At 49.1% G+C, this 24,785-nt stretch carries 28 protein-coding genes; 23 read left to right on the top strand and 5 right to left on the bottom strand.

Annotated features, from left to right (window positions below; all coding sequences use genetic code 11):
• The first annotated feature begins 40 nt into the window (after window positions 1-40).
• From IEY34_RS13785 to IEY34_RS13775, 3 genes are all read left to right on the top strand, one after another.
• Entirely contained in the window at window positions 41-319 is a 279-nt protein-coding gene (locus IEY34_RS13785) for a glycosyltransferase (RefSeq protein ID WP_189012455.1), read from the top strand.
• Window positions 320-528: 209 nt separating this feature from the next.
• The gene (locus IEY34_RS13780; protein ID WP_189012454.1) at window positions 529-1,218 is read left to right on the top strand and encodes a hypothetical protein; all 690 of its coding nucleotides are present in this window, start codon (window positions 529-531) and stop codon (window positions 1,216-1,218) included.
• A gap of 203 nt (window positions 1,219-1,421) precedes the next feature.
• Window positions 1,422-2,105 (top strand): response regulator transcription factor, encoded by a 684-nt coding sequence (locus tag IEY34_RS13775; RefSeq protein ID WP_189012453.1) that lies wholly within the window; start codon window positions 1,422-1,424, stop codon window positions 2,103-2,105.
• Between the two features lie 479 nt (window positions 2,106-2,584).
• Here IEY34_RS13775 and IEY34_RS13770 read toward each other — a convergent pair whose 3' ends face one another.
• Window positions 2,585-3,484: an FAD:protein FMN transferase gene (locus IEY34_RS13770; RefSeq protein WP_189012452.1), complete on the bottom strand. Its 900-nt coding sequence runs from the start codon at window positions 3,482-3,484 to the stop codon at window positions 2,585-2,587.
• Window positions 3,485-3,708: 224 nt separating this feature from the next.
• Here IEY34_RS13770 and IEY34_RS13765 point away from each other — a divergent pair, with 224 nt between their 5' ends.
• The 13 genes from IEY34_RS13765 (at window position 3,709) to IEY34_RS13705 (ending at window position 16,819) form a co-directional block, all read left to right on the top strand.
• Window positions 3,709-4,392, top strand: a complete 684-nt coding sequence (locus IEY34_RS13765; protein WP_189012451.1) for a response regulator transcription factor — start codon at window positions 3,709-3,711, stop codon at window positions 4,390-4,392.
• The gene (locus tag IEY34_RS13760; RefSeq protein ID WP_189012450.1) at window positions 4,389-5,921 is read left to right on the top strand and encodes a sensor histidine kinase; all 1,533 of its coding nucleotides are present in this window, start codon (window positions 4,389-4,391) and stop codon (window positions 5,919-5,921) included. Before IEY34_RS13765 ends, IEY34_RS13760 begins: the two co-directional genes overlap by 4 nt.
• A gap of 791 nt (window positions 5,922-6,712) precedes the next feature.
• Window positions 6,713-7,840, top strand: coding sequence for a hypothetical protein (locus IEY34_RS13755; protein ID WP_189012449.1), 1,128 nt, complete (start codon window positions 6,713-6,715; stop codon window positions 7,838-7,840).
• 182 nt (window positions 7,841-8,022) lie between these two features.
• Complete coding sequence (locus IEY34_RS13750) at window positions 8,023-8,919, top strand: LysR substrate-binding domain-containing protein (RefSeq protein ID WP_189012448.1); 897 nt, start codon at window positions 8,023-8,025, stop codon at window positions 8,917-8,919.
• 142 nt (window positions 8,920-9,061) lie between these two features.
• Window positions 9,062-9,943, top strand: coding sequence for a transporter substrate-binding domain-containing protein (locus tag IEY34_RS13745; protein ID WP_189012447.1), 882 nt, complete (start codon window positions 9,062-9,064; stop codon window positions 9,941-9,943).
• A gap of 40 nt (window positions 9,944-9,983) precedes the next feature.
• Window positions 9,984-10,760, top strand: a complete 777-nt coding sequence (locus IEY34_RS13740; protein WP_189012446.1) for an amino acid ABC transporter permease — start codon at window positions 9,984-9,986, stop codon at window positions 10,758-10,760.
• On the top strand, window positions 10,757-11,467 hold the full coding sequence (locus tag IEY34_RS13735) for an amino acid ABC transporter permease (protein WP_189012445.1): 711 nt from the start codon (window positions 10,757-10,759) through the stop codon (window positions 11,465-11,467). Before IEY34_RS13740 ends, IEY34_RS13735 begins: the two co-directional genes overlap by 4 nt.
• On the top strand, window positions 11,464-12,216 hold the full coding sequence (locus IEY34_RS13730; protein WP_189012444.1) for an amino acid ABC transporter ATP-binding protein: 753 nt from the start codon (window positions 11,464-11,466) through the stop codon (window positions 12,214-12,216). The genes IEY34_RS13735 and IEY34_RS13730 overlap by 4 nt, the downstream gene beginning before the upstream one ends.
• Before the next feature lie 28 nt (window positions 12,217-12,244).
• Entirely contained in the window at window positions 12,245-13,255 is a 1,011-nt protein-coding gene (locus IEY34_RS13725) for an LLM class flavin-dependent oxidoreductase (protein WP_189012443.1), read from the top strand.
• A gap of 13 nt (window positions 13,256-13,268) precedes the next feature.
• Window positions 13,269-14,462 (top strand): amidohydrolase, encoded by a 1,194-nt coding sequence (locus IEY34_RS13720; RefSeq protein WP_189012442.1) that lies wholly within the window; start codon window positions 13,269-13,271, stop codon window positions 14,460-14,462.
• Window positions 14,459-14,935, top strand: a complete 477-nt coding sequence (locus IEY34_RS13715; RefSeq protein WP_189012441.1) for a DinB family protein — start codon at window positions 14,459-14,461, stop codon at window positions 14,933-14,935. Before IEY34_RS13720 ends, IEY34_RS13715 begins: the two co-directional genes overlap by 4 nt.
• A 14-nt stretch (window positions 14,936-14,949) precedes the next feature.
• The gene (locus tag IEY34_RS13710) at window positions 14,950-15,480 is read left to right on the top strand and encodes a GNAT family N-acetyltransferase (RefSeq protein ID WP_189012440.1); all 531 of its coding nucleotides are present in this window, start codon (window positions 14,950-14,952) and stop codon (window positions 15,478-15,480) included.
• A 16-nt stretch (window positions 15,481-15,496) separates the two neighbouring features.
• Window positions 15,497-16,819: an LLM class flavin-dependent oxidoreductase gene (locus tag IEY34_RS13705; RefSeq protein WP_189012439.1), complete on the top strand. Its 1,323-nt coding sequence runs from the start codon at window positions 15,497-15,499 to the stop codon at window positions 16,817-16,819.
• A gap of 221 nt (window positions 16,820-17,040) precedes the next feature.
• Here IEY34_RS13705 and IEY34_RS13700 read toward each other — a convergent pair whose 3' ends face one another.
• Window positions 17,041-17,331 carry a LysM peptidoglycan-binding domain-containing protein gene (locus IEY34_RS13700; protein WP_189012438.1) on the bottom strand — a complete coding sequence of 97 codons (291 nt, stop codon included), beginning with the start codon at window positions 17,329-17,331 and terminating at the stop codon, window positions 17,041-17,043.
• Window positions 17,332-17,391: 60 nt separating this feature from the next.
• Window positions 17,392-18,381 (bottom strand): metallophosphoesterase family protein, encoded by a 990-nt coding sequence (locus IEY34_RS13695; RefSeq protein WP_189012437.1) that lies wholly within the window; start codon window positions 18,379-18,381, stop codon window positions 17,392-17,394.
• 177 nt (window positions 18,382-18,558) lie between these two features.
• Here IEY34_RS13695 and IEY34_RS13690 point away from each other — a divergent pair, with 177 nt between their 5' ends.
• From IEY34_RS13690 to IEY34_RS13680, 3 genes are read left to right on the top strand one after another with little or no spacing between them, the layout of a single operon-like run.
• Window positions 18,559-18,927, top strand: coding sequence for a GntR family transcriptional regulator (locus IEY34_RS13690; protein ID WP_189012436.1), 369 nt, complete (start codon window positions 18,559-18,561; stop codon window positions 18,925-18,927).
• On the top strand, window positions 18,927-19,823 hold the full coding sequence (locus IEY34_RS13685; protein ID WP_189012435.1) for an ABC transporter ATP-binding protein: 897 nt from the start codon (window positions 18,927-18,929) through the stop codon (window positions 19,821-19,823). Before IEY34_RS13690 ends, IEY34_RS13685 begins: the two co-directional genes overlap by 1 nt.
• A complete protein-coding gene (locus IEY34_RS13680; RefSeq protein WP_189012434.1) occupies window positions 19,820-20,503 on the top strand; it encodes a hypothetical protein in 684 nt (227 codons plus the stop codon). Before IEY34_RS13685 ends, IEY34_RS13680 begins: the two co-directional genes overlap by 4 nt.
• A 45-nt stretch (window positions 20,504-20,548) precedes the next feature.
• Here the strand turns inward: IEY34_RS13680 and IEY34_RS13675 are convergent, their stop codons facing one another.
• Entirely contained in the window at window positions 20,549-20,776 is a 228-nt protein-coding gene (locus IEY34_RS13675; RefSeq protein ID WP_189012433.1) for a spore germination protein, read from the bottom strand.
• Window positions 20,777-20,892: 116 nt separating this feature from the next.
• Entirely contained in the window at window positions 20,893-22,002 is a 1,110-nt protein-coding gene (locus IEY34_RS13670; RefSeq protein ID WP_189012432.1) for a metallophosphoesterase family protein, read from the bottom strand.
• 228 nt (window positions 22,003-22,230) lie between these two features.
• Here IEY34_RS13670 and IEY34_RS13665 point away from each other — a divergent pair, with 228 nt between their 5' ends.
• From IEY34_RS13665 to IEY34_RS13650, 4 genes are read left to right on the top strand one after another with little or no spacing between them, the layout of a single operon-like run.
• Window positions 22,231-22,527: a LiaF transmembrane domain-containing protein gene (locus tag IEY34_RS13665; RefSeq protein WP_189012431.1), complete on the top strand. Its 297-nt coding sequence runs from the start codon at window positions 22,231-22,233 to the stop codon at window positions 22,525-22,527.
• A 41-nt stretch (window positions 22,528-22,568) separates the two neighbouring features.
• A complete protein-coding gene (locus IEY34_RS13660) occupies window positions 22,569-23,225 on the top strand; it encodes a PspA/IM30 family protein (protein WP_189012430.1) in 657 nt (218 codons plus the stop codon).
• Between the two features lie 7 nt (window positions 23,226-23,232).
• The gene (locus IEY34_RS13655; RefSeq protein WP_189012429.1) at window positions 23,233-23,703 is read left to right on the top strand and encodes a PspC domain-containing protein; all 471 of its coding nucleotides are present in this window, start codon (window positions 23,233-23,235) and stop codon (window positions 23,701-23,703) included.
• A gap of 3 nt (window positions 23,704-23,706) precedes the next feature.
• Window positions 23,707-24,393 carry a PspA/IM30 family protein gene (locus IEY34_RS13650; protein ID WP_189012428.1) on the top strand — a complete coding sequence of 229 codons (687 nt, stop codon included), beginning with the start codon at window positions 23,707-23,709 and terminating at the stop codon, window positions 24,391-24,393.
• The last annotated feature ends 392 nt before the right edge of the window (window positions 24,394-24,785 follow it).

Genomic DNA, 24,785 nt, shown 5'->3' with positions numbered 1-24,785 from the left:
ACTATCCAGACTAGTATCTCTGTAGCAAAAAGATTCGGGCATGAATATCTTAAATTGTCAGTCAAGGCCAGCTTGGCCTGTTAAGCGACCGTTATCCGTGATTATGACAAGCTATAATAAACCCGGGTTTGTGGGAGGGGCCATTCAAGGTGTCCTGAATCAGACGCATGAGGACTTTGAGCTGCTGTTGATGGATGATAACTCGAATGAGCAAACAACCTCTGTTATTGCAGCCTACCTCTATACGATATGCTGCGCTTATCAATCAGGCGATTGGCATGGCACTGAGCTTAAATCCGCATGCGGAAATCCTCATTAAGCCGCATCCCTGGGAAAGAAAGGGCTTCTGCAGGCATATGAGCAGCTGGCATCCGAGCATGCGAGGGTCCAAATCGTGCCGGCTGAGACAGATCCCGTTCCTTCCTATGCTGGAGGTCGGTTTCAGCAAACATTCAATTAGCGTTCATTTTGTGTTCATTTCCCCGAGCTATGATGAGGTGAATTCACGAAATGAGAGGATGAGCAGCGATGAATATTACCAGTACCAGTATGAATTCTTTGTACAAGCAGCATACGCTTAAGGTATCGCAAAGCTCCACAGCGGACAATGACTCGGCCGCTGTCACCAGCTCGAAAACCAAAAAAACGGATAGCGATTCCATCCAGCTAAGTCCAGAAGCGCAGCAGTTGTTTTCCTTGCTGAAACACTCAGCGACAAGTACCGAAGATTCTGCTGCAACAGGCGTGGAGGATGCAACGTCAACTTCTGCAGCGACTGCTGCCAGCGGCTCGACAATTTCAGACGAGGATCTAGATAAGCTGCTCACAGAGTTGAGTGATGCCTTGGATGGATCGACGAAGGATGAGGCGACCGCAACAACGTCGTCTGCGGAAGCCGGGAAGCGTCCGATGGGACCTCCTCCAGGAGGCAGACCACCGGGTGGTCCGGGTGGGGCCGGCGGCCCTGGAGGCCCTGGCGGAGCTGAGGGAGCAGATGCGACCTCCTCCAAAGATTCACTTCAAGCTTTGCTTCAACTGTTGAGCGAAGATGACGAAGACGATGACGAAGATGACGACAGCGTAAACAGCGTAAACAGCACGCAAAGCACGACCACGGCAGTAACGGCATCAGCATTGCAGGAATTATTGAAACGTACATATAACGTAAGCAGCGGGTTTGATAGCGAATCGTCCTCCTTGTTGGACATACAGGGTTAACCAGAGGTGAGAGAGGCGAGAATGCTTTAGGAAGTTAGGCTTCCTGAGGTATTTTCGCTTTTTTTGCTATGGACCTGCGCTAATAGTTGCAGTAAACAGTTTTCAGCAAACCATCAGCTTCTGTTCAACTGATTTTCAGCCTTCGCTCAGATGGGATTCAGCCTATCCCTATAAACTAACTGCATGTAGAAAGGGGATTTCGCATGGCTCGCATTCTCATCATGGACGACGAAGGTACCGCTCGACATTCTCTCCGGTACAGCTTGCAGCGCGAAGGATTTGAGGTTGTTTGTACGGATGACACACAGCAAGTTCCACTACTTATTGAACAATTACAGACTGAATTAATTATTCTGGATGTCACGGCTGCGCAAATGGGAGGCTGGCAAATCGCGCGTCAGCTGCGGCAAGAAGCGGATCTGCCAATGCTGCTCATCGGCCCTGGCGGCGATTATACAGACGCCGTGAAGGGATTTCAGCTCGGCGCTGATGATTATATGGCCAAGCCCTTTCATCCAGAGGAGTTGGTGATGCGGGTGAGATCGCTGCTGAAGCGGAATCGTGTCGCGGCATGCACCAAAATACACATCGGCGAGTTCATGATTGACAAAACGATGCATGAAGTTCAAGTCCAGGGGCAGAGCCTCTTTCTTCCACTTAAAGAATTTCAATTGCTGTTTACATTAGCCAGTTATCCCAATCATATTCTGACAAGAAGTCAATTAATTGAGCAGGTGTGGGGGGTCAATTATGAGGGAGGCGAGCGAACCGTTGATGTGCATATCAAGAGATTGCGCAGCAAACTTGCGGCTTTCTCACAGGCCATCCAGTTCACAACCGTGCGCGGGTTAGGTTATCGGTTCGAAATAAAAACGACTCGACATTAGGCTTCTTGGAGCTTTGTCGGGTCGTTTTTTTTGACATTTTTTTTGTGTCTTGAGTGGCATCTAATGAACTGTAGGATGCTTATCGACGAGAAAATGGTTGCTTTGGAGATTTAATGAACTAGATTGGCGTTATCGACCACTTTATTGGCGAAATGGTGATCAATTGCTTGAAATAGCGCATCTGGCATTCATTAGATTTTCAGAATGAGCGATTTTGGCCGAATAAAGGGTATTGAGTTCGTAAGGAACTTGCGAAGGTGCATGGACTTGATGACCTAGCCGCAGGCTAGGTTTTTCATGCTACGTTCCTGCTTATAGCAAAAGCATGCACAGGGTGTGGATAACATGTTGATGGAATTGCATATTTTGTGGGTAAATCCTAAATGTATTGTGGATAATGTGTGGATAAATGTGGATAAGTACTTCGGGAGCAGATAGCAGCTCGTCTCCTCAAGTGTATCTATCCACATTAGTTGAAATCAAGAGACTAAGTCATGGAAATGGAAATGGTCAATTTGCATATCCAGCCACCTGCGACGGAGCGATATTTCCTTTCCAAAATAGTGCAGCTCTTGATTCGCAGAAACCACAACAGCTTCGCAAACCGAAGTGCGCTTAGCCATGAGCGCAAGGCCTTCGGCTACCCCAAGCCTGCAAAGCAGCCGTGCCCATACTTGGCACTCCACAAGATCCTGGCCTGCAACGGTGCACTGCACGACGTCGCTTGCGGAAGGGGCTGCATGGTGGTCTTCAAACTGGTTGTAAGTAGACAGGGAGCCTTCCGGCATGGCTACAGCGCCCAGCTTGGCATTCGCTTGCCAAGGGTTTTGGATGCCAATGATCCACGGGTCCAGCTTCTGTTCGTTGCGTCCCCATACCGTCATGTCCCCACCAGCCAGGATCAGGCCTTGCTGCAGGGACATATGCCTGCGAATATATTCGGCTAACCGTTTGATGGACCAGCTTCTATCAATACCACGCAAGTCGATGGTGGAGTGTATAGGCAGTTTAATGGATTTCAAAGACGGATCGACTTCCCATTCCAACGCGGCCGTTGATGCAGCGAAGGCTTCATTCGTTTCATTAGGCAGGAGTGGATTATAGTTGCCATCCGTGACGGCTTGATACATTTCAGCCAGGAAGAGTACCTCTAGCATCGTGTTGGATACCATACAGTTTTCGCCGGCCAACGTATTTAATAGGCTGATTTCACTATCAGCGAGTATGCGGCTGAAACGTTTCTCCGTTTGGTGAAACCAGTCAGTGGCCAGCTTCTTGATGGGGGCATAATCTTTCTCCTCGCAGCTGAGCAGAAGTTCCACATTGGATTCAATGGCTTGAAATTGAAAGGAATGAAAGGATGGTGTAATAGGCTCCATAAGGTTTCCTCTTTTCTTCGTGTCCTTATGCCTTATTATAGGAGGGTTAACTGAGATTCAATTGATAGTTAGCTGAAAAAATACTGAAAACTCCGTTAAGGTTATCTTAAATCGCCCATCTTCAGCAACCTTTCAGCCACTGCTCAGGTTGTTTTTAGGCAGGATATGGGATACTGGGTATAGAAAGCTTTAAGCAGGAAATTTATTCGGGAGGAATACACCCCATGCGCCAATTAAAAGGGATTAAAATATTACTCGTAGATGACGAGCCACATATCTTGGAATTTCTGGAATTAGGTTTAACGAATGAAGGCTTTGAAGTGATGACGGCATCCGATGGGCTATCAGCCATTACGACATGCAATAAATTTCAGCCGCATATTGCGATTTTGGACGTGATGATGCCGGGCATGGACGGATTTGAAGTATGCCGCATGATTAAGAAGACGGAGAATGTCGCCGTCATCATGTTGACTGCCAAGGATGAAGTGGATGATCGGGTGAAGGGACTTACGCTGGGCGCGGACGATTATATGGTCAAACCGTTTAGCTTTGAGGAATTGCTTGCCCGGATTTATGCCCGGATTCGCAATCATTTTCCCAACTTGTTCGGCGAGGTTGTCATTGGACCTCTGCGGATGGATGACCGCCGGAAGGAAATCAGCTTGCACGATAAAGTGCTGGAGCTATCACCAACAGAATATGAATTGCTTAAATTTATGGCGATTAATCACGGGCTTGTGCTCAGCAAATCGATGATCCTGGATAAAGTCTGGGGTTACGATTTCGGAGGCGAAGAAAATATTGTCGAGGTGTATATCCGATCCTTGCGCGACAAGCTGGGAGATAAGGAACATAAGCTGATCCGCACGATTCGCGGCGCCGGTTACCGGATGGATTTGACATGAAAAGGCGAGGCAGGTTTGCCGACCTCTTCGTGATGGGTTCCTTGAAATTTCAGCTATTATCGCGATCATTGCTAGTCATGTCTGCCCTGCTTCTGCTCATTGGCGTATTTCAATATGTCGTTATGCAGAAGTTCATGTATCAGAATAAAGCGGAGACGATTCGCAATCAATTGGCGGCGCTTCCGCCGAATATGTGGCGCTCCGGCGGCGGGGATTTTCAAGGCCCCATAGGAACGCCTTCGTTCCCGAAACAAGAACAAGAACGCAATAATAACCGTGCCGACAATGGGGGAGACCCGCAGCGAATCTTCGTCTCGGAATTGTCGATTGCTTTGATTGACGCAAGCGGTAATTATAAGCTGATGTCGACACAAAATGAGCAGCCTACACCGCAGCTTCCGCCGTCGGAATATGTAGCGATGATGGCCAAGAGGATGAAGCTGCCTTATAAGATTATCAATGACGCCAATGGCAATGAGCAATTGGTCGTTTTTCATCAAATTGGCGGCGAACCTGAGCGATCAAGGGGAAATGCCGGCATACAGGGCATGATTCAAGCTAGCACAAGCACGGCACCACTGAAAGATGTGCTGGCTCAGCAGTTGGTGACCTTCATCTTCCTTTCTTTGTTAGCGCTTATATTCGGCTTGCTGGGCTTCCTTCCCGTGTTGAGGCGTACGCTGGTGCCGCTTTCCAATATGGTCGATACCGTGAAGCAAATTGATGCCGGGAATCTGAATGAACGTTTTCCGGCGCATCAAGGACAAGTGGAAATTGATCAGTTGGCTGTTTCTTTCAACAGCATGCTGGAGCGGCTGGAATTTTCTTTCGAGGCGGAAAAGGAAGCCAAAGAGCAGATGCGGCGTTTCGCGGCCGATGCCTCGCACGAATTGAGAACGCCGCTCACCTCGATTCACGGCTTTCTGGAAGTGCTGCTTCGCGGGGCTTATCAACAGCCCGAGCAGCTGCTGAAAGCGCTGAAAAGCATGCACGGCGAATCCGTGCGCATCAATAAATTAGTCGAGGATCTTCTCATGCTCGCGCGCTTGGATCGTACCCCGTCTTTCCATAAGACGGATGGCGTGCTCGATGAGCTGCTGCGCGAAATGGAGCATCAACTCCGTCTACTCGCAGGAGACAGGACGGTTACGTTCCGGCTAGAGCCGCAGACACATTGTCTGTATGATCCGGACAAAATCAAACAGGTTGTGCTCAACTTGTTCCACAACGCCGTTCAGCACACCCATCCGGAGACAGGCCAGCTCAGGCTTTCTCTGGCGACAAGGGAGGCAGGCGTCGTTGAGATCGCCATTCAAGACAATGGGCCGGGAATTGCTCCGGAGCATCTCCCTCATTTGTTCGATCGCTTCTACCGCATCGATTCCTCGCGGGCCAGACGCAGCGGCGGAGCCGGACTGGGCCTGTCGATCACGCAGACGATCGTCGAACTCCACGGCGGTATGATCGAGGTGGAGAGTGAGGTAGGGGTCGGCAGCACATTCAAGGTGCTGCTGCCTGTAGGGAAGTGAGAGAAGCCTTATCCCGCGTTGGGGGATAAGGCTTTTTTTTGCGCTGTTGCAAGCGCGCTGATAAAGTGAAGTCCCTTCCAACCGCCTCACCGTGTGTTTGAAATTGACGACTATTCCGACAAGCTTGGCTTTAATGGAGATCGCCTTCTTGCTCGGGTGTCCACTTTTCCTAATCCGCAACCGTTTTCAAGTTTTGGTTTTGCGCTCAACGCGGTACCTTAGCTTTCATGCTGCTTCTACCCCGGTTGCCGCCAATTAGCGGATCGTGGTTCCTTTTGACACTGCGCTCTGTGACATCGCATAACCCAAAGGGAACTAGGATCCGCTATAAAGCTGAAAACCGCCTAATTCCACGCCAAAGGGAACTACGATCCGCTATTTCACCATTTCCCGGTCGGAATCAGCAACTTTCGCTTACATAGCGTACCTCAGTTCCCCTTCCTGCTGCTTTTACCCCGGCCCCCGCCAATTAGCGGATCGTAGTTCCTTTTCACGCTGCTCTCGGTGTCATCGCATAGCCCAGAGGGAACTAGGATCCGCGGAAGCCCCATTTTGGGCGGTTGCCGCCCAAATAGCGAATCTGCGATCCCTCTGAGCCCAATTGGTCCTGAAGGCGAAGGGAGATAGATGGTAAGGAGAACGTGTAGAGTAGATGCTTCCATTTTCAGCCAACCCTCAGAAACTTCTCAACGAACACTCAGTTTATACTCAGATGGGATTCAGGTAAGGGGGCTATACTTGGTTTTGTAAGGAAGAAACAAACAAAAAATATAAGAAAAAGGTGGAAACAAATGATGAAAAACATCGGCAGAAAAATTCTTACAGGTTCATTGGTAGCTTCTTTCGTACTCGGAGTTGGTTTTGTTGGCGCCCTACATAATCAAGCATTTGCAGATACGGCAACAGGTTCGACAAATAGCACAACGACGCAGGAAGCGCACGGCGGTAAAGGTCGTGGTGATTTTGGAAACCGTGGCGGCTTCCATGGCAGCAATGTGGTGAAAGAAACAGCGACCATTCTGGGCGTTGAAGAAAGTGCTGTTCAGGAAGCGTTGAAAGCTGATAAAACGTTGGCCGCATTTGCAGTGGAAAAAGGACTAACGGAAGCGGACTTTCTGGCCAAGTTGGTCGCAGCTGAAACGGCATCGATTGCAGAGCAAGTGACAGCAGGCAAAATCACGCAAGAACAAGCGGATAAGGTTATCGCGGGTCTATCGGATCAATTAACGAAACAGATCCAGGGCAAAGGTTTCGGCGGCGGCGGATTCCATGGTGGAGGTCAAGGCCAGTTCCCAGGCGGAGATCGCGGCGGCAAAGGCAGCAATTTGATTGCGCAAACAGCTACGATTCTTGGCGTAGAGCAAAGTGTTGTGCAGGATGCTGTAAAATCAGGCAAAACACTGGCCGCTTTTGCGGTGGAGAAGGGGCTGTCAGAAGCCGACTACGTGGCGAAGTTGGTTGCAGCAGAAACAACGTCCATCAATGCAGAGGTTACCGCTGGCAAATTGACACAAGAGCAAGCTGACAAGAAGTTGTCCGGTCTTTCCGAGCGCTTGACGAAGCAAGTAGAAAGCACGCGTCCTGAGGGCGGTCAAGAAGGCAGAGGAGGCCCTGGCGGTCGCGGCGGCCCAGGTGGTCCTGGTGGATTCTTTGGCAACCCTGAGTTAGTAACGTCCATTCTTGGCATCACGCAGGATGAGCTCAGAACTGAGCTGGAAGCGGGTAAATCCCTCGTGGATGTAGCCACATCCAAAGGCATCAGTGAAGACGACTTGATCAGCAAAATAAAAGATGGCTTGACCGACAGCATCAAAAAACAAGTAGAGCAAAAAGGCACGGACCACAAACGTCCGGATGGCAAAGCGGGCAAGGGAGCCGCAGCACCGGCACCGACTGCAGCAGCCGCTGCAACAAACTAAGAGTCGGAATCCGTTTCATCTAAACGAAATGATAAATCAACCGCTGCCCCCTGGAGGGAAAGTGGTTGATTTTTTGTATTGACACCTTTTAGGAGATGATCTATAGTAAGAACAACCTAATACCAAGTTAGTAGATCGGAATTGTAAATTTAAGCATTCGCTAAGTGATTGGAGGGCTCAAGTTGAACATCGAGAACATCGAAGCATTCGTGTATGTGATTCATTATGGCAGCTTCAATAAGGCAGCGGAAGTCCTCTATCTGTCTCAGCCATCGGTCACAGCGCGAATACAATCACTGGAGCGTGAGCTGGATTGTCGACTTTTTGATCGCGTAGGCAAACAGACTTCTCTGACGGATGACGGGAAGAAATTTCTGCCCTTTGCCCAGCAACTTTTGCAAACCTTTCAGAAAAGCAAGATTCAGTTGAAGCAAAAAAGAACACTGCCTAACGAACTGCGCGTAGGGTGTACCGTGTCCGTTTCCAATTATATCATTCCAACGATTATACCGAAGCTCAAGCACAAATATCCTGACGTTAACTATAAGCTCTCCACGGCGGCTTCTGAGGATATCATCAACAGAGTGCTGAACCGCGAACTGGATCTCGGTTTTGTTCGTAATATCAGCCATCCGAATCTCCTCTCTGCCAAAGCCTATGATGACCCTATTCGTCTATATGTCTATGCAGGCCATCCTTTTACTCAGAAGGCAGAGGTCTCGCTTGAAGAGATTGGCGAATATTCCCTGGTTTTCTTCGAGTGTGGTTCTCTGGACTGGATGCGAATCCATCGGTTATTCGCCAGTATGAAGCAGCCGCCGAGTATTGAATTTCAGACAGATAATCTGGAAACGGCCAAGAAGCTCGTGCTGCAAGGCGCAGGCATCGCGTTTCTGCCCAGTCTATGCGTGGAACAGGAAGTCAGGGACGGGAAGCTCTTTCCAATCGATTTCCCGCAAACCGCGGGCATTTCCTTACAGACGAATATGATCGCTCTGAACGGAGAGAACGCGATATTTTTCAATAGCGCCTTAGATTTGTGTAAGGGAATTGCTCAGTCGATCCGAGAACATATATGACTTTTGAATATGCATATAGAAAAACTCTATTATCCAGTTGCTGCACTTGATGATAAATTAAAGGCATAGCTATAATCCACACTTAACAGGTAGGAATTATTAACATTAAATTTAAACAGAAGATACAATGGAGGGGTTCACGATGAAACAATTGACAACACTTGCTGTGACAACACTAACTTTAGCCTTGGTGGTAGCAGGCTGCGGCTCCAAAAGCACAGCAACAGATGCATCCCCTAAAGCTGCTGCAGAAGGCAGCAAAGCTCCAACTGCAAGCGCTGCTGCAACAACAGCACCTGTCAAAACGAAAAAAATCATCGTAGGGACTGGCACACAGTTTCCTAACGTAGCTTTCCTAGATAAAGACGGTAAACTTACCGGTTATGATATTGAACTTGTGAAAGAACTGGATAAACGTCTTCCAGAGTATGAATTTGAATTTAAAACGATGGATTTCGCGAACTTGCTGCTCAGCCTCGAAACGAACAAAATCGATTTCGTCGCTCATGAAATTGAGAAGAACAAGGAAAGAGAGCAGAAATATCTGTTCAATAACGAGCCCTATGCATACTGGAAAACAAAAGTAATTGTAGCCAAGGACAACACGACAGTGAAGTCTATTGATGATTTGAAAGGCAAGAAAGCTTTGACAACAGCAACGAGCGCGGAAGCGACACTGCTGGAAAACTACAATAAAGCACACGACAATGCGATCAAAATTGTGTATCAAAGCGGTGCTGCCAACGATTTAGTCAATCAACTTACAACAGGACGTGCGGATGGCGCGCTAGGAGCAGATTTCTTGCTGCCGCTGGTTGATCCCCAAAGCAAACTGAAAACAATCGGACCTATTATCGAAGAGGCTGAAGTTCGTTTCTTGTTCCGCAAAAACGATAAAGACGGCCAAGAACTTGCCGATAAAATCGATGCTGCACTGAAGGCTGTCAAGGCTGACGGGACACTTTCGAAGCTGAGCACACAGTGGTTGGGCGGAGATTTCACGAAAAAAGAAGATTCCAAGTAAATGTGCCTACAACGATTAAAGGAAAGGTGAGATCGCCGTCATGGCCAACCAATTCGATATCACCTATGTATTTAATTTCTTGCCCAAATTATTGTCTTACATCGACATAACTCTATTCATCGTTGCTTGCTCCATGCTGCTCGGCATCATTTTTGGACTTCTCATTGCCCTGCCGCGACTGTATAAAGTGCCGGTTCTGCAACGGTTGTCACAGATCTACGTCTCTTTCTTTCGAGGAACGCCAATTCTGATCCAGCTATTCCTGATCTACTACGGGCTTCCGGAGATGTTGAAGACCATTCATGTGGATGTTTCCAAAGCGCCGGTATTAACGTTCGTCATCTTGACGTTTGCCCTTCACTCCGGAGCTTATATCTCCGAGGTGATCCGGGCAGCCGTCAAAGCTGTCGACAAAGGCCAGGTAGAGGCTGCTTATGCCGTCGGAATGACCGGGTACCAAGCCTTCACCCGAATTATTGCTCCGCAGGCACTGGCCATATCGCTTCCTAATTTTACGAATTTACTGATTGCCAACCTTAAGGATACATCGCTTGCTTTCTCGCTTGGCGCCATGGAGCTTATGGGCAAAGCTCAGACATTGGGGGCTGCCACGCAGCACTTTTTTGAAACTTACGTGTCCTTATCGATTATTTATTTCATCATTTGTTTCGGTCTTGAGAAGCTGTTTATTTCTATCGAGAAACGACTTCTTGCACATGAACAACCGTTGGTGACAGAAGAACGTCAGCCGCTATCGCGCCGTTGGTTCAAAGGCGTCTGGTCATCTCAACCGGATAAAGGAGGCTTCCAAGCATGAAGTTAGATCCTGCGTTCATTTGGACCGCCTTTGTTCAATTGCTGTCTGCCCTGCCGACGACTTTGATTATTACTATTGTTTCTGTCTTTTTTGGATTTCTGATCGGAACAGCGATAGCTTTAATCCGACTATATCGAGTGCCTTTTATCCATTACCTAGCTACGGCTTATGTTACTTTTGTTCGTGGTACACCGATGCTGATGCATTTGCTGCTTATTTATTTCGGACTGCCGATGCTTATTGACGCCGTCGCGGCTGCGATGGGTTGGAGCTTCCGCTCGGTATCCATTCCGATGATCGGTTTCGCCTTTCTTTCCTTCTCCATTACAGCAGGAGCCTACCTCTCTGAAGTGGTGAGATCAGGGATCGTATCCATTAATCGGGGGCAAATGGAAGCTGCTTATTCGATCGGGATGACGACGACGCAGGCGCTTCGACGCATTATTTTACCGCAAGCGCTGGCTGTCAGCTTACCCAATCTATCCAATACGCTGATCGGGATGCTGCATGGTTCCACATTAGCTTTTACCGTATCGGTCGTTGAAATTAATGCCAAAGCGCAAATTGTCGCAACAACCAACTGGAAATTTTTCGAAGCCTATATCGCCGCTGCCATCTTGTTCTGGGGAATTACCTTCTTGATCGAAAGAGCAACAGGTCTGCTGGAGAAGCGAATCAATCTGTATAACCGAGGTGGCGTATCATGATCCGAATGGCCAATATCACCAAATCGTTTGGTAAAAATGAGGTCTTGAAAGGGATTAACCTGACTGTCAAAAAAGGGGAAGTGGTCTGTATCCTTGGTCCCAGCGGTTCCGGCAAAACAACCCTTCTGCGCTGCATGAACTATTTGGAGAAACCGAATAACGGCGAAGTGACCATCGGGGATTTCACTGTCAATTGCAAACGCCCCAGCAAGCAGGATATTCATACCCTTAGGCAAAAAACAGCGATGGTTTTCCAGCACTACAATCTGTTCAAACATAAAACCGTGCTCGAGAATGTGATGGAAGGACTCGTTATCGTTCAGAAGCAGCCCAAGGATAAAGCGCGGGAAACCAGCGTGAAGGTGTTGGAGAAAGTAGGACTGGGCAGTAAGCTAGACGCCTATCCTAGCCAACTATCCGGCGGTCAGCAGCAGCGGGTGGGCATTGCGCGTGCGCTGGCTCTGAATCCAGAGGTCATTCTATTCGACGAACCAACTTCCGCGCTTGATCCCGAACTGGTTGGCGAGGTCCTGGATGTTATTCAGAAAATCGCTAAGGAAGGCATCACGATGATTGTTGTTACGCATGAAATGGGCTTTGCTCGTGAAGTTTCCAATCATGTCGTGTTTATGGATGAAGGCGTGATCGTCGAGGAAGGCAAGCCGCAGGAAATTTTCGGTGCTGCCAAAGAAGAACGCACAAGACAGTTTTTGAAACGAATTACGCCTGAGTGGAGCTATAACATATAACGACCGAATCGGAATGGAGTGAGTGGTCATGGGGATTAAACTTAGTATATTGGACCAAAGCGTTGTTTTTCCTGGGGAGACTGCCGTTGATGCCTTCAAACATACTATCCAGCTTGCGCAGAAGGCGGAGGCTTTGGATTATACGCGTTTCTGGGTATCGGAGCATCATGATTCTGAACAGGTAGCGGGGTCATCACCGGAAGTGTTGATTTCACATCTGCTTGCCAAAACAGAGCGCATCCGCGTTGGCTCCGGCGGTATCATGCTGCAGCATTACAGCCCCTACAAGGTAGCTGAGAATTTCAATGTGCTGGCTTCCCTGGCGCCGGGCCGGGTTGATCTTGGTGTAGGTCGCGCGCCGGGCGGACTGCCTCGCTCTACCAAAGCCTTGCAGCAAGGTATTGTGGAAGCTACTTCCCTAGCGGATAAATTGGGCGAGCTGCAGCAGTTCGTGCAGAATAAATTGCATGACGATCACCCTCTGAAGGGTCTTCGCGTCTCGCCAATTCCTACAGTGCCTGTGGATATCTATATCCTTGGAGCTAGCGCAGCAAGCGCGCAATCTGCAGCTGAGGCCGGCCTTCCGTATGTATTCGCACAGTTTATCAACGGGGATCATGCGATCGCTGAAGCGGCATTCGAGGCTTATCAACAGAACTTTAATTTCGAAAAAGGCACACAACCCAGACTGCTTCTGGCGCTTTCTCTCATCGTAGCAGATACGGAAGAAGAAGCCATTGAACTGGCTGGCGAATATAAAAATGTGAAAATTCATTTGGAAAATGGCAAGACCTTAACGGTGGGTACGCTTGAACAAGCCGAGGAATACGGCCGCCAAACACAAGCTAAGTTCACTGTGGAGGAGAAGCAAGCTGAGATTACGAAGGGAACGAAAGAAACGGTGCGTCAGAAATTGCTGGAGATCCAGCAGAAATACGGCATCGAAGAATTCATCGTAACCACATCTGTCAAAGATTTCGCCAAGCGATTGCGTTCATTCGAACTGCTTAGTGAGGCATTCTCAGAAACCTTGGTCTAGGTTCGAAGGAGGAATGAAAATGAGTACATCAACTTCGGAACGGACGCTGCCGGAATTTGCACAGAAGCTAGTCGATATTCGGCGTCATTTGCATCAAAATCCTGAATTATCGCATGAGGAAATCCAGACAACAGCCGCCATTCGCGCTTGGCTCACGGAAGCTGGTATTCGCATTGCGAACTTCCCGCTCAAAACTGGACTGATCGCTGAAGTTGGCGGGAAACAGCCAGGACCGATCATCGCGATTCGCGCGGATATAGATGCTTTGCCGATTCAAGAGGAAACAGGCTTTGCCTACGCCTCGCTGGTTGCGGGAAAGATGCACGCATGCGGGCATGATTTCCACACGGCGGCGGTCCTGGGAGCTGCGTTTCTGCTCAAGGAGCGGGAGAGTGAGCTGAAAGGAACGATCAGATTCGTGTTCCAGCCCGCTGAGGAGAAAGCGCAAGGCGCTGAACAAGTCATCAAAAGCGGTGCACTCGATGGCGTGCGGGCGATCTATGGCATGCATAACAAGCCTGATCTTCCTGTCGGAACGATAGGGATCAAGTCTGGTCCTTTGATGGCGGCGGCAGATGGCTTTGTCATCGAAGTCGAAGGGCTTGGCACCCATGCGGCGGTTCCCGAAGCGGGCATTGACCCGATTGTGACAGGAGCGCATATTGTGACTGCGCTGCAATCGATCGTAAGCCGCAACATTAGCTCCCTGCAAAGCGCGGTCATCAGTGTAACGCGCATTCACAGCGGTACAGCCTGGAACGTTATTCCAGACAAAGCGATACTGGACGGCACGCTTCGCACGTTCGAAGAGAGCGTAAGATCGCTGATTATCAAGCGGTTTGAGCAAGTCGTACACGGCGTTGCGGCCGCCTATGGCACCAAAGCAGTCGTGCGCTGGGTCAAAGGGCCTCCGTCGGTATTCAATGACAGCGAATTAGCGCTTTTGGCAACCGATGCAGCCCTTGAGGCGGGTTTGGAAGTCATTACACCTGCGCCCTCCCCGGCTGGCGAGGACTTCGCTTTTTATCAGAAAAAAATTCCTGGTGTGTTCGTATTCATGGGCACCGAGGGTTCACAAGAATGGCATCATCCGGCTTTCGATTTAGACGAACGAGCTTTGCCTATCAGCGCTAATTATTTTGCTGTTTTAGCTGAAAAAGCGTTGAAAGAGCTATCATCCGACATTCCACTGGAGGTATCGCCATGAGTCAAGCAACCCCCGATTTACCGTCCTATTTGCACACACATGATCAACTGCAAGAAGCCATTCAGGGGCTTAGCGAAGCTCAACTGACATGGAAGTCCGCACCTGAGAAATGGAGCGTGACCGAGGTTCTTTCCCATTTGGCCGATCACAACATCGTCGTGTCTTTCCGAATCCGCGCGATTATTTCCGGCGCATCGGCACAGCTGCCAGCTTTTGACCAAGATCCATGGGTCAGCAGCGCCAAAGCGAATGAAGGCTCGGCATCGGATATTTTAGCGGTTTTTCAGGCGTTATTAGTGTATAACCATTTATTATTTAAGCGGCTATCCACCGAGGATTGGGCGAAAACAGGCGTTAATTTCAAAGGCCAAATTCTCACATTAACGGATGTTGTTCAGTCCTTCGTCGCTCATGTTCAGGTTCATTTGGCTCAAATCGCACGGATTAAGAATGAATTGGAAGCGCGTGTATAAGGGAGGGTTTACGTATGGCGGATGCAAAAGAGCTTGAAATTCGGGAAGCCACGGAGGCTGATCGGGACGCAATTCGCAAAGTCCTGGAAGACGCTTACGGACAATATCGCGCAGTCCTGCCTCCTGAAGGCTGGAATCAATATAGAGAAAACATTATTGCTTCTGTTGATAGCGATAAGCCAACGGCTCGCATAATTGCTTTAATCGACGGTGAAGTTGTCGGGAGCTCGCAGTTGTTCCTGTCTTCTGAAGCCGCCTATGGGCTGCCGGAACTTGAGATCCAGTCGCCTATCATTCGTTTATTGGCTGTTTCGCCAAGTGCCAGAGGGCGCGGAATCGCTACAGCTCTAATCAAAGAACACGTTAGACGCGCTAGAGAGTTAGGAGCAGCTACGCTGCATTTGCATACCTCAGACATGATGGAATCGGCTGTGAAGCTCTACGAGCGACTCGGCTTTGAACGCGCTCAGGATAAAGATATTCATAAAGGCGAGACACTCGTCAAGAGCTACCGGCTGCACCTGCAAACCGCAGCTATATTATGAAAGGACGGAGATAACCATGGCTAAGCAAAAACAAATTAAATTGGGTGCTATCATTCATGGCGTTGGCGGTAATGTTTCGGGCTGGAGACACCCGGATGCGATTACGGATGCGAGTGTGAACTTCGGTTTTTATAAACAGCAGGCTCAGAAAGCGGAATCCGGTAAATTCGACCTTGTGTTTATCGCGGATGGTCTCTTCATTACCGAGAAATCGATTCCGCATTTCCTCAATCGTTTTGAGCCGATTACGATCCTGTCTGCCTTGGCTGCGGTCACTTCGCATATCGGCCTTGTGGGCACGTTATCGACTTCCTATAGTGAACCCTTTACGGTGGCTCGCCAATTCGCGTCTATTGATAAGATCAGCGATGGGCGTTCAGGCTGGAACATTGTAACTTCTCCGCTTGAAGGCTCAGCCAAGAACTATAGCAAGGAACAGCACCCAACACATCCTGAGCGCTATCGCATTGCGAATGAATACTTGGAAGTAACGCGCGGCTTATGGGATTCCTGGGAAGACGATGCTTTCGTTCGTGATAAAGAGAGTGGCGTATTTTTTGATCCTAGCAAGCTGCATACGTTGAATCATAAGGGTGAATTTTTCTCCGTGCAGGGTCCCTTGAATATTGCTCGTTCCAGACAAGGTCAGCCTGTTATTTTCCAAGCAGGGGCGTCCGAGGATGGCCGCGCGTTTGCGGCGAAAGTGGCGGATGCGATCTTCGCTGGACATGAGACGATTGAAGACGCGAAGGCGTATTATGCGGATATCAAAAAGAGAGCCGCAGCCGAAGGTCGCAACCCGGATGAAGTGGTGATCCTTCCTGGAATCGCACCGATTATCGGGCGTACAGAAGAAGAGGCTGAGCGCAAATATCAAGAAGTTGCGAACCTCGTAACGATCGACAAAGCGCTTGATTTCTTGGGCCGCTTCTTCGAACATCACGACTTCTCCCAGTATCCATTGGATGAGCAGTTCCCAGAGCTGGGCGATATCGGCAGCAACAGCTTCCGCAGCGGTACGGACAAAATCAAGCAAACCGCCAAAGAAAAGAACCTGACGCTGCGCCAAGTCGCGCTGAATGTAGCCACGCCGCGTTCTGAATTCACGGGAACGGCTGAACATGTCGCTGACCGCGTGCAAGCTTGGTTCGAGGAAAACGCAGCCGACGGCTTCATTATCGCAGCGGCCCTGCCTCAAGGCTTGGACGATTTCGTTGATCTCGTCGTGCCGATTCTGCAGGATCGCGGCATCTACCGGACAGATTACGAAGCGGACACACTGCGCGGCAATCTCGGTATTCCGGTTCCGGCGAATCGCTATACGAAGGTGAACGTGTAAGATAACTTCAAACAGAGGGCTGCCCCAAGTAATTCAACTTGGGGCAGCCCTCTGTGCGTAGCTGAACAAGGTTACGGATTAACGTTGAATACAAGAAATTAGCCCAATTTATAGGGAGCTTTTCCAGCTAGAATCAAATTTCCTTGCCATATCGCGAAATTAGCTGGAGAAATTCCAGTTAGTCCAGGCTACTGAAAGCACAAATGAAATGCATGGCACCATCAACGAGTGTGTTTTCTCTTCGTTGCTTTCTTGCGCGAAGTAGTGACAGATTTCGCTGCCTTTTGCAGACCTCCGCTTTGCTGACCTCCGCTTTGCAGCCCGAGGTCAGGAATATATAGGATTTCCCCTGGATAAACCGTAGTTTGGTTTTGCAATTGATCATTCAGGGTGAGCAGCTCGGCTACATTGACGCCAAAACGCTGCGAAATCGTGTAGAGGCTATCCCCGAACTGAACCATATAAAAACGGCCTTGAACCTGCAAGGCACCTTTGCTTGTTAGGACACGCATACTGGCGAACACCTCCGCTACAGCATACGCGCAGAAGCTGGCAGCGGAGACGGCAGCTGCCTAGCTAGCGTCATAGCCTTTGGCGATGGAGGGCTCGATCCATCGCTTCCGCGTGTGTTCGCGGCGCATGATGACGACGCGGTCTTGGTAGACATCGACCACGAGACTTTGGCTGATCGCCACCGTCTCGGGTTCATTCGCAGCGTTCCAGACCTCGCGGATGGAGGCGCTGGAAGCAGCGAGGAATTTCAGCTGCTTCACTTGCTTCGTCGTTTCCAGGTTCCAGTGGGTGTGACCACTGAAGAAGATCACGTTCGGGTGCGCTTCGAGCAGCGCCCGCAGCTCCTTGTGCTGGACGACGCCCAGCTCCCGATCTGTGCCATCCAGCGTCTGCGGCAGTGGCTGGTGGAGGAACACGAACACAGGCTTGCCGGCGTCCGCTGCGGTCCTGTTCGTCAGCCGCTCGCGCAGCCAAGCGAGCTGCTCGGGAGAGAGGAACGCATCCTCCGCGTAGGAGGCGTTCACGTCCCGGTACGCTTCCCCGCTCAGGAAGAGGAAGCGGTAGCCCTCCACGATCAGCTCGTGATACGGCTTATCGTAACCCCACATGCGGTCGAATAACGCGACCGCTTGCTTGCTCGACCAGGCTGGATTCATCTTCGATGTATCCATGCCACCCTCCGGCGTGCGCCACACGCCGTAGTAATCGTGGTTGCCCATGGTCGCATGCACAGGGGCATGGGGCTGGCGGCTAAGGAGCGCCAGCAAGCTGCGATAATCGGCCTCACTCCCATTCGTGAGGTCCCCGTTCAAGACGAGCAGCTTGCTGTCCGGGCGCAGCGCGCGATGGTCCGTCAGCGCATTGCGCAGCAGCAGCTGAGCTGCTTCATCCGAAGCGATCATGTGAACATCGCTCATCACAGAGAAGGAGAACAAGGGCGCAGATATCGGCTTCTCGGCTCTGGCAAGCTCCTTGCTGTTCACTGACAGATGGGGAGCCCAAAGCAGCAGCAAGCTAACGAAAGCTAAGCGTATTTTAAAAGAATTCATTCGTAAAATTCCTTTCCTGAGAATGATTATTTAGGCATTTGTCCTAGTGGTATTCCCAGTTCATTGGAGATTTATGTTGCGAGATAGCGCCCAAATTAATCGTAAAGTGTTGACTTTTAACTTAATTGGTTATATGGTTAATTACATGAGTAACTAACCAATGTGGTGGTGAGAAATATGGGATTAATGATGGACGACAGCCGCCCGATTTTTGTGCAAATTGCGGAGCGTATCGAGGATGACATCATTGAAGCAAGAATGCCTGAAGAAACACAGGTCCCTTCTACGAATCAGTTCGCATCTTTTTATCAAATTAATCCAGCGACAGCCGCCAAAGGTGTGAACCTGTTGGTGGACCAAGGGATTTTGTACAAAAAACGCGGAATAGGCATGTTTGTAGCGGAGGGAGCGCGAGCGAAATTGATGGAAAAGCGAAAAGAACTATTTTATGAGCAATATGTCGTTACCATGGTGAAAGAGGCCGAGAAACTTGGCATTACGGTGGAACAATTGACAGAAATGGTGCGCAGAGGGGAGAAAGCGTAATGACGAACATTGTGGAAGTGAATGGATTAACGAAGTCCTACGGGAAAATGACCGCCGTCGATCATGTCAGCTTCACGATTCAACCCAATAAAATCTACGGGCTGCTAGGCAGAAATGGCGCAGGAAAAACGACCATCATGCAGATGATTTCCGCTCAGCAGTTCGCTACCAGCGGCGAGTTGAAGGTGTTTGGCGAGGAGCCTTTCGAGAACAGCCGGGTGCTGGACCAGATTTGCTTCATTAAGGAAAGCCAGAAGTATCCGGATACCTTCCATGTGAACGATGTTATGGCGGTAGCCAAATCACTCTATCCTAATTGGGATGATGCCTATGCCCATGCACTGATTGAGAACTTCCGGCTGCCTTTGAAAAGGAAGATTAAAAAATTGTCCAGAGGGATGCTCTCCTCCGTAGGCATTGTGGTTGGGCTGGCTAGCCGCGCACCGCTTACCATCTTTGACGAACCGTATCTTGGGCTTGATGCCGTTGCTCGCGTACTCTTCTATGATCGTTTACTGGAGGACTATGCTGAGTTTCCGAGGACCGTGATCCTTTCTACGCATCTGATTGATGAAGTAAGCCGATTACTCGAGCATGTGCTGGTGATCGATCAAGGCAAACTAATCCTTAATGAGGATGCGGATGCGCTTAGGGGCCGAGCTTGTACAGTATCCGGCTTGGCGACAGCTGTGGATGCGTTCACGAGAGGCAAAGAGGTGCTGGAACGCACAGCGATTGGCGCAGCTGCTTCGGCTACCATTCTGGGAACTCTGAATGAACGAGATCGCAAGGATGCCGAGTCGTTCGGGCTTGAGTTTACTTCGGTATCTATGCAGCAACTGATTATTCATCTAACACGCACATCGAATGTTGGAAAGGGGAGTGAGGGCGAATGAGTCGATACAAACAAGTTGTACAGCTCCATTTGCGCAACAAATATACTTGGTTCTATGTTCCGTGGATTATTCTCGGTGTTAACTTCCTCATCAATTTCATTATCGGCACGGCATTGAACACTGGGGAGACGATGAATACAGGATCGATTACCTCAATATTCATCTACACGTTCGTAGCGGGTACTATTACGATTAAGGAGACATTTCCTTTTGCCTTAGGACTCAGCATTCGACGCAAGGATTATGTGCTAGGAACCATCTTAACGGCGTTTCTTGTCAATGCCATTTCAGCCTTGCTTTTGACGCTATTTTCGGTCTTGGAAGAGGCTACGGATGGCTGGGGGGTTCAAATGAGCCTGTTCAAAGTAGGCTTTCTGAGCGATGTTTCTGTGATTGGCATGTTAGGTATCTACCTGATTCTCTTGCTTAATATGTATTTTTTCGGCTTTGCCATCTCAAGCATTCACCGAAGATTCGGGAGTACCGGAATGTATGCCTTTTTCACGGCGCTGTTCCTGATAGGGACAGTTGGCACCTATTCCCTCACACACCTTGGACTTTGGGGAGGAATTTTTGGCTGGCTCGTCCAACATTACATGGCTTTATTTTGGTGGATGCTGCCTTTGTTAGCCGTCTACCTATCGGCAACATATAGTTTGCTGCGCAGAGCCGCGGTATAATTCAATATGCTAAAGCCCACGGCAAACAGTCCTGGGCTTTTTTTTCTATACAACATTATTGCTATTGTTATCAATTAAATCCGGATCAATGGTATTGGTATTGCCAACAATGTTCTGATTACTTCCAAAACTATCCCCAGGGGAAAAAGAGTTGGCTCCCGCATAGTACTTGCTATTGCTTGACAGTCGAATAAAGGCGGTATCTCCGATCTGGACATTCGAACCTGAATTCACACTATTGATTTTGATACCTCCATAGACAACAGCCGGCATTGCCGCCGCCCCCTTTCCGCTCTAAACCCATTGTATGTATAAGGAAGCCTAACTGTCACCGTGACTTTGCTCTAGGCTAGGTTTATCATGCGTTAGATGAAGTTAGAGTTTAGTAGCTAGCTTCTGCTTTTCTCGCTATACCTCTTCACAAAAGCAGGCTCAATCCAACGCTTCTCCGAATGTTCGCGTCCTTGGATAGCAATCCGGTCCGCGAAGACATCGACGACCAAGCTTTGACTGGCCTTGCTGCCTTCTGGTTCATTGTGGTCATTCCAAACTTCTCTCACGGATGAACTGCCTACGGCAAGGAATTGCAATTGCTTGATTTGTTCCGTCGTTTCTAGGTTCCAATGCGTGTGGCCAGTGAAGAAGACGATATTTGGATATTGGTTAAGAATCGCCCGCAGTTCTTCATGTTGAACGACGCCAAGATCTTGGTCGGAACCTCCTACTGTATGAACGAGCGGCTGATGCAGGAATACGAAGATCGGCTTATCCGGATCGGCTTCAGCAGCAAGCTTGAGTTTGGTTTGGAACCACACTAGTTGATCAGGGGATAAGTAGGCATCTTCTTTGACACTGGCATCTAGATCCTGATAGGCTTCGCTGCTGAGAAACAGAAAATGATAATCCTCCATAACCAGTTCGTGGTAGGGTCTATCGTAATTGAACATTTGTTGGAAGGAGTTAATGGCTTGTCCGCTGGACCAATCCGTACGCAGCTTGCTCGTATCCAAGTACTCTTGCTTCGTTTCCCATAAACCGTAGTACTCGTGGTTCCCCATCGTTGCATGGACGGGCGGGAGTGTGAACTCATACATGATTTTGAATAGACTTTTGTAATCATTGTTGATGCCGTTCGTAAGATCGCCGTTCAGAACCATTAATTTGCTGCCTGGTCGGATAGCCAGTTGATCGGCTAGTGCTGTTCGGAAACGCTCCTGTGAATCCTTATCCTTGGCGCCAACATGCACATCGCTCAGCACCGAGAAAGAGAACAATGGCTCTGTGCTTATGGACATCTGCAGCTTCTTAATAGTCAGAGGAGCTAAGGATTGCAATTGCGCCGCTGCTTGTGTAGCTGGGGCTGGGGCCGTTGTCGTTGCTTCCCAGGCATAGGTTGGCAGGAGCAGCACCAATAACGAGAAGAGCAAGATCCGGATCACCACGGATCTCAGGTTCGACTTCGTATGTATTCGTCCATTAGATAGCTTCATTGATTTCATGTGAGGGTTTCCGCCTTTCGCATCCGAAATTTGTCGATACTTCGTCTGTTAAGTACTTAACCCGTATCCGTGTCGTATAAACATAATGTTTAAGGAGGTCTTAGAAGCGCCCCGACTAAGGTCTAGGATCAAATACCGCCTGCGGTCCGTTTTGGAAAGCTTCATTTTTACCTAGAATAAAGACATGAACAAGAGCACAACAAATAAACGAAAGGCGGTGACGAAACGATGAAAAGAAATACAGGCTTAGCCGCTCTGCTAATCGCATTCGGTGCCCTGATTTTGTTAAATAAACTAGGCTTTCACCTTGGACCGTTTATCGGCTCGGTGATGGGATATGTGATCCCGATCGCAATGGTTGGTCTAGGTTATGTCGGCATTCAGCGCGGCAGCAAAATTGGTTGGTTAATTGCAGGAATCGGCGGGGTCATCCTGCTGGGTAAATTAGCTGGTTGGGTCATTATTCTTCTAGCAATCGGGTTGATTGGCTATGGAGTATCGATGCTGACAAGAAGAACCGCGTAAGTTGAACCAACAAACAGAGAGTGAAAAAGGTGGTATGAGAGATGAGCCTATTAAGGCGTATGAGAGACATTACCGTGGCATCACTGAATGAACATTTGGAACGATCCGAAGATCCGGTTCGCTTGATTGACCAGTACTTAGCTGCACAGCGTGAGCAGCTTCAGCAATCTGAGAGGCTGTATCAACAATGTGTCAGCCACGCCGCTTCGCTCCGCCAGCAATATTTGACGGCGCTGGAAACGAAAGAGAAGCGCGAGCATCAAGCGCTTCTGGCTTTGAAAGCCGGCGAAGAACATATGGCACGCATTGTGCTGCAAGAGAAATTGCAAGCCGAAGAGAAGAGCGAGCAGTACCGTGAGCTGTATGAGCAAGCGAAGCAGTCGATTCTCGATATGGATGAGGAGCTGCAGCAGCTCAAGGCTGATTACAAAGAAGTGGCAGATAAACGCAGCTACTTCTTAGCCCGAATGGAATCCGCGCGGTTGCAGCAAAGATTGCATGCCCGCAGCAGTGTGACGCAAGACGGCGCGCCGCGGATGTTCGGACGCTTGGAAGAGCGCGTATCCGATATGGAGTTACAGGCAAAAACGCTTCGAGATGTCCGCCGAATGGGACGTGAAAGCTACTACAGCGGGGGCAACCCGGCCGTAGATGCGGAGCTGGAAGCTCTGCGAAATAGACTGAAGCAGGAGGGATAATAAGATCATGAGCAAACTATACCGCTCACGAAGAGATAAAAAAGTTACCGGCCTATGCGGCGGACTCGCCGAGGCCATGAATGTAGATGCAACATTATTAAGATTGCTAGTGGTCATTACGACATTTTTCACTGGAGGTACGGTCATTTTCATCTACTTCATAGCGGCAATTGTGATTCCTAAGGAACCTGGCTATGACCAACCGTACGATCCTTATGCCAGCTCATATGGCCGTCAAAATTATAACGGTAGCGGAGGTTGGAATGGGCATAAGTCATACCCGCCTCATCAAGCGCCACAGCAGCCTGCGAACTTCAATACCCCACCGTACAATGCAGGTGTACCGACGAACAACATCGATGAGATGATGAAAGACATTGAGAAAAAAGCGCTGCAAAGAGAAGTGGAAGAACTGAGAGCCAAAGTCGCTCGTTTTGAACAAAAACCAACCATTGATATTAAAAAAGGAGACGTGTAAACCATGGGAGTATTTACAAGAATGAAGGATATGACAAAAGCATCAATTCACGAGGTATTGGATAAAATCGAGGATCCGATTGTTATGTTGAATCAATATCTGCGCGATATGGAGCAAGAAATCGCACAGGCTGAAGTGACGGTTGCCAGACAAATCGCAAGTGAGCGCAAGCTGAAACAACGTTTGGAAGAATCCGTACGCCTGGTTGCTGACCGTGAAGGCAAAGCAGCTGCAGCCATCAAAAACGGCCAGGAAGCACAAGCTCGCCAAGCTGTTGAAGAAAAATTGTACCACGAAGATAAAATCGTTGAGTACACAGATCTACATGCATCCGCTAAAGCGCATGCGGATGAATTGACGCAACAACTGCACGAAATGAAAGATGAATTCTACAAAATGCGCAACAAACGCAATGAGCTCGTTTCCCGCGCTCAACTTGCGAAAGCTAAGAAGCAAATGGCGCAAGTATCCTACAGCGGCGTCATCGAAAGCGGTAGTGCATCCCGCGGCTTCCAACGCATGGAAGAGAAAATCATCCAGCTGGAAGTGGAAGCAGAAATCGCTCGCAAGCCATACGTACCTGCTGGTTCAGTAGGCAGCTATACACCAGTTGATGTAGCGAAGCAAGCGAAAGTGGATGAGCAGTTGAACTTGTTGAAAGAGAAATTGAACGGTAAAACCGCCGAATAATGTAACACCGCCGAGTAATCGGCTTAATGTGAAGGGATTGTCTTCAGGCAGCAGATATTGCTGCCTGGGGACAGTCCCTTTTTTGAAATAAAAGAGTTTATATGTTGTGGAGTGAAAGCGGAGTTACTCCAGCTGCCTCGCGGGGACGTGAGGGAACTACGGTGCGCTATTCTAGCTAAAAGTGTCAGTATCGGGAGGTTGAGGGAACTACAGTACGTTATTTTGCTGTTTCATGGGAATTTCAACACTTTTTGTGGAAATAAGATCCTGTAGGAGACCGTCGATTAACATTCTGCATCCAGCCCTCCCACTTCCCAATTAGCAAATTTTGTGGAAATTCTTAAAATTTACGTATGCGAGTCCTCATTTTGTTTCCCCAACAGGTGTTTAAC

It is taken from the genome of Paenibacillus marchantiophytorum, assembly GCF_014640555.1.
GTDB classification, from domain to species: Bacteria; Bacillota; Bacilli; order Paenibacillales; family NBRC-103111; genus Paenibacillus_E; species Paenibacillus_E marchantiophytorum.
Note: the sequence above shows the minus strand (reverse complement) of the source record. Positions and strands in the feature narration are given on the sequence as shown.

Excerpts from the sequence above, each read along its gene's own strand:
- IEY34_RS13785 (WP_189012455.1), top strand. The coding sequence starts at position 41 with ATGAATATCTTAAATTGTCAGTCAAGGCCAGCTTGGCCTGTTAAGCGA.
- IEY34_RS13780 (WP_189012454.1), top strand. The coding sequence starts at position 529 with ATGAATATTACCAGTACCAGTATGAATTCTTTGTACAAGCAGCATACG.
- IEY34_RS13775 (WP_189012453.1), top strand. The coding sequence starts at position 1,422 with ATGGCTCGCATTCTCATCATGGACGACGAAGGTACCGCTCGACATTCT.
- IEY34_RS13770 (WP_189012452.1), bottom strand. The coding sequence starts at position 3,484 with ATGGAGCCTATTACACCATCCTTTCATTCCTTTCAATTTCAAGCCATT.
- IEY34_RS13765 (WP_189012451.1), top strand. The coding sequence starts at position 3,709 with ATGCGCCAATTAAAAGGGATTAAAATATTACTCGTAGATGACGAGCCA.
- IEY34_RS13760 (WP_189012450.1), top strand. The coding sequence starts at position 4,389 with ATGAAAAGGCGAGGCAGGTTTGCCGACCTCTTCGTGATGGGTTCCTTG.
- IEY34_RS13755 (WP_189012449.1), top strand. The coding sequence starts at position 6,713 with ATGATGAAAAACATCGGCAGAAAAATTCTTACAGGTTCATTGGTAGCT.
- IEY34_RS13745 (WP_189012447.1), top strand. The coding sequence starts at position 9,062 with ATGAAACAATTGACAACACTTGCTGTGACAACACTAACTTTAGCCTTG.
- IEY34_RS13740 (WP_189012446.1), top strand. The coding sequence starts at position 9,984 with ATGGCCAACCAATTCGATATCACCTATGTATTTAATTTCTTGCCCAAA.
- IEY34_RS13735 (WP_189012445.1), top strand. The coding sequence starts at position 10,757 with ATGAAGTTAGATCCTGCGTTCATTTGGACCGCCTTTGTTCAATTGCTG.
- IEY34_RS13730 (WP_189012444.1), top strand. The coding sequence starts at position 11,464 with ATGATCCGAATGGCCAATATCACCAAATCGTTTGGTAAAAATGAGGTC.
- IEY34_RS13725 (WP_189012443.1), top strand. The coding sequence starts at position 12,245 with ATGGGGATTAAACTTAGTATATTGGACCAAAGCGTTGTTTTTCCTGGG.
- IEY34_RS13720 (WP_189012442.1), top strand. The coding sequence starts at position 13,269 with ATGAAAATGAGTACATCAACTTCGGAACGGACGCTGCCGGAATTTGCA.
- IEY34_RS13715 (WP_189012441.1), top strand. The coding sequence starts at position 14,459 with ATGAGTCAAGCAACCCCCGATTTACCGTCCTATTTGCACACACATGAT.
- IEY34_RS13710 (WP_189012440.1), top strand. The coding sequence starts at position 14,950 with ATGGCGGATGCAAAAGAGCTTGAAATTCGGGAAGCCACGGAGGCTGAT.
- IEY34_RS13705 (WP_189012439.1), top strand. The coding sequence starts at position 15,497 with ATGGCTAAGCAAAAACAAATTAAATTGGGTGCTATCATTCATGGCGTT.
- IEY34_RS13700 (WP_189012438.1), bottom strand. The coding sequence starts at position 17,331 with ATGCGTGTCCTAACAAGCAAAGGTGCCTTGCAGGTTCAAGGCCGTTTT.
- IEY34_RS13695 (WP_189012437.1), bottom strand. The coding sequence starts at position 18,381 with ATGAATTCTTTTAAAATACGCTTAGCTTTCGTTAGCTTGCTGCTGCTT.
- IEY34_RS13690 (WP_189012436.1), top strand. The coding sequence starts at position 18,559 with ATGGGATTAATGATGGACGACAGCCGCCCGATTTTTGTGCAAATTGCG.
- IEY34_RS13685 (WP_189012435.1), top strand. The coding sequence starts at position 18,927 with ATGACGAACATTGTGGAAGTGAATGGATTAACGAAGTCCTACGGGAAA.
- IEY34_RS13680 (WP_189012434.1), top strand. The coding sequence starts at position 19,820 with ATGAGTCGATACAAACAAGTTGTACAGCTCCATTTGCGCAACAAATAT.
- IEY34_RS13675 (WP_189012433.1), bottom strand. The coding sequence starts at position 20,776 with ATGCCGGCTGTTGTCTATGGAGGTATCAAAATCAATAGTGTGAATTCA.
- IEY34_RS13670 (WP_189012432.1), bottom strand. The coding sequence starts at position 22,002 with ATGAAATCAATGAAGCTATCTAATGGACGAATACATACGAAGTCGAAC.
- IEY34_RS13665 (WP_189012431.1), top strand. The coding sequence starts at position 22,231 with ATGAAAAGAAATACAGGCTTAGCCGCTCTGCTAATCGCATTCGGTGCC.
- IEY34_RS13660 (WP_189012430.1), top strand. The coding sequence starts at position 22,569 with ATGAGCCTATTAAGGCGTATGAGAGACATTACCGTGGCATCACTGAAT.
- IEY34_RS13655 (WP_189012429.1), top strand. The coding sequence starts at position 23,233 with ATGAGCAAACTATACCGCTCACGAAGAGATAAAAAAGTTACCGGCCTA.
- IEY34_RS13650 (WP_189012428.1), top strand. The coding sequence starts at position 23,707 with ATGGGAGTATTTACAAGAATGAAGGATATGACAAAAGCATCAATTCAC.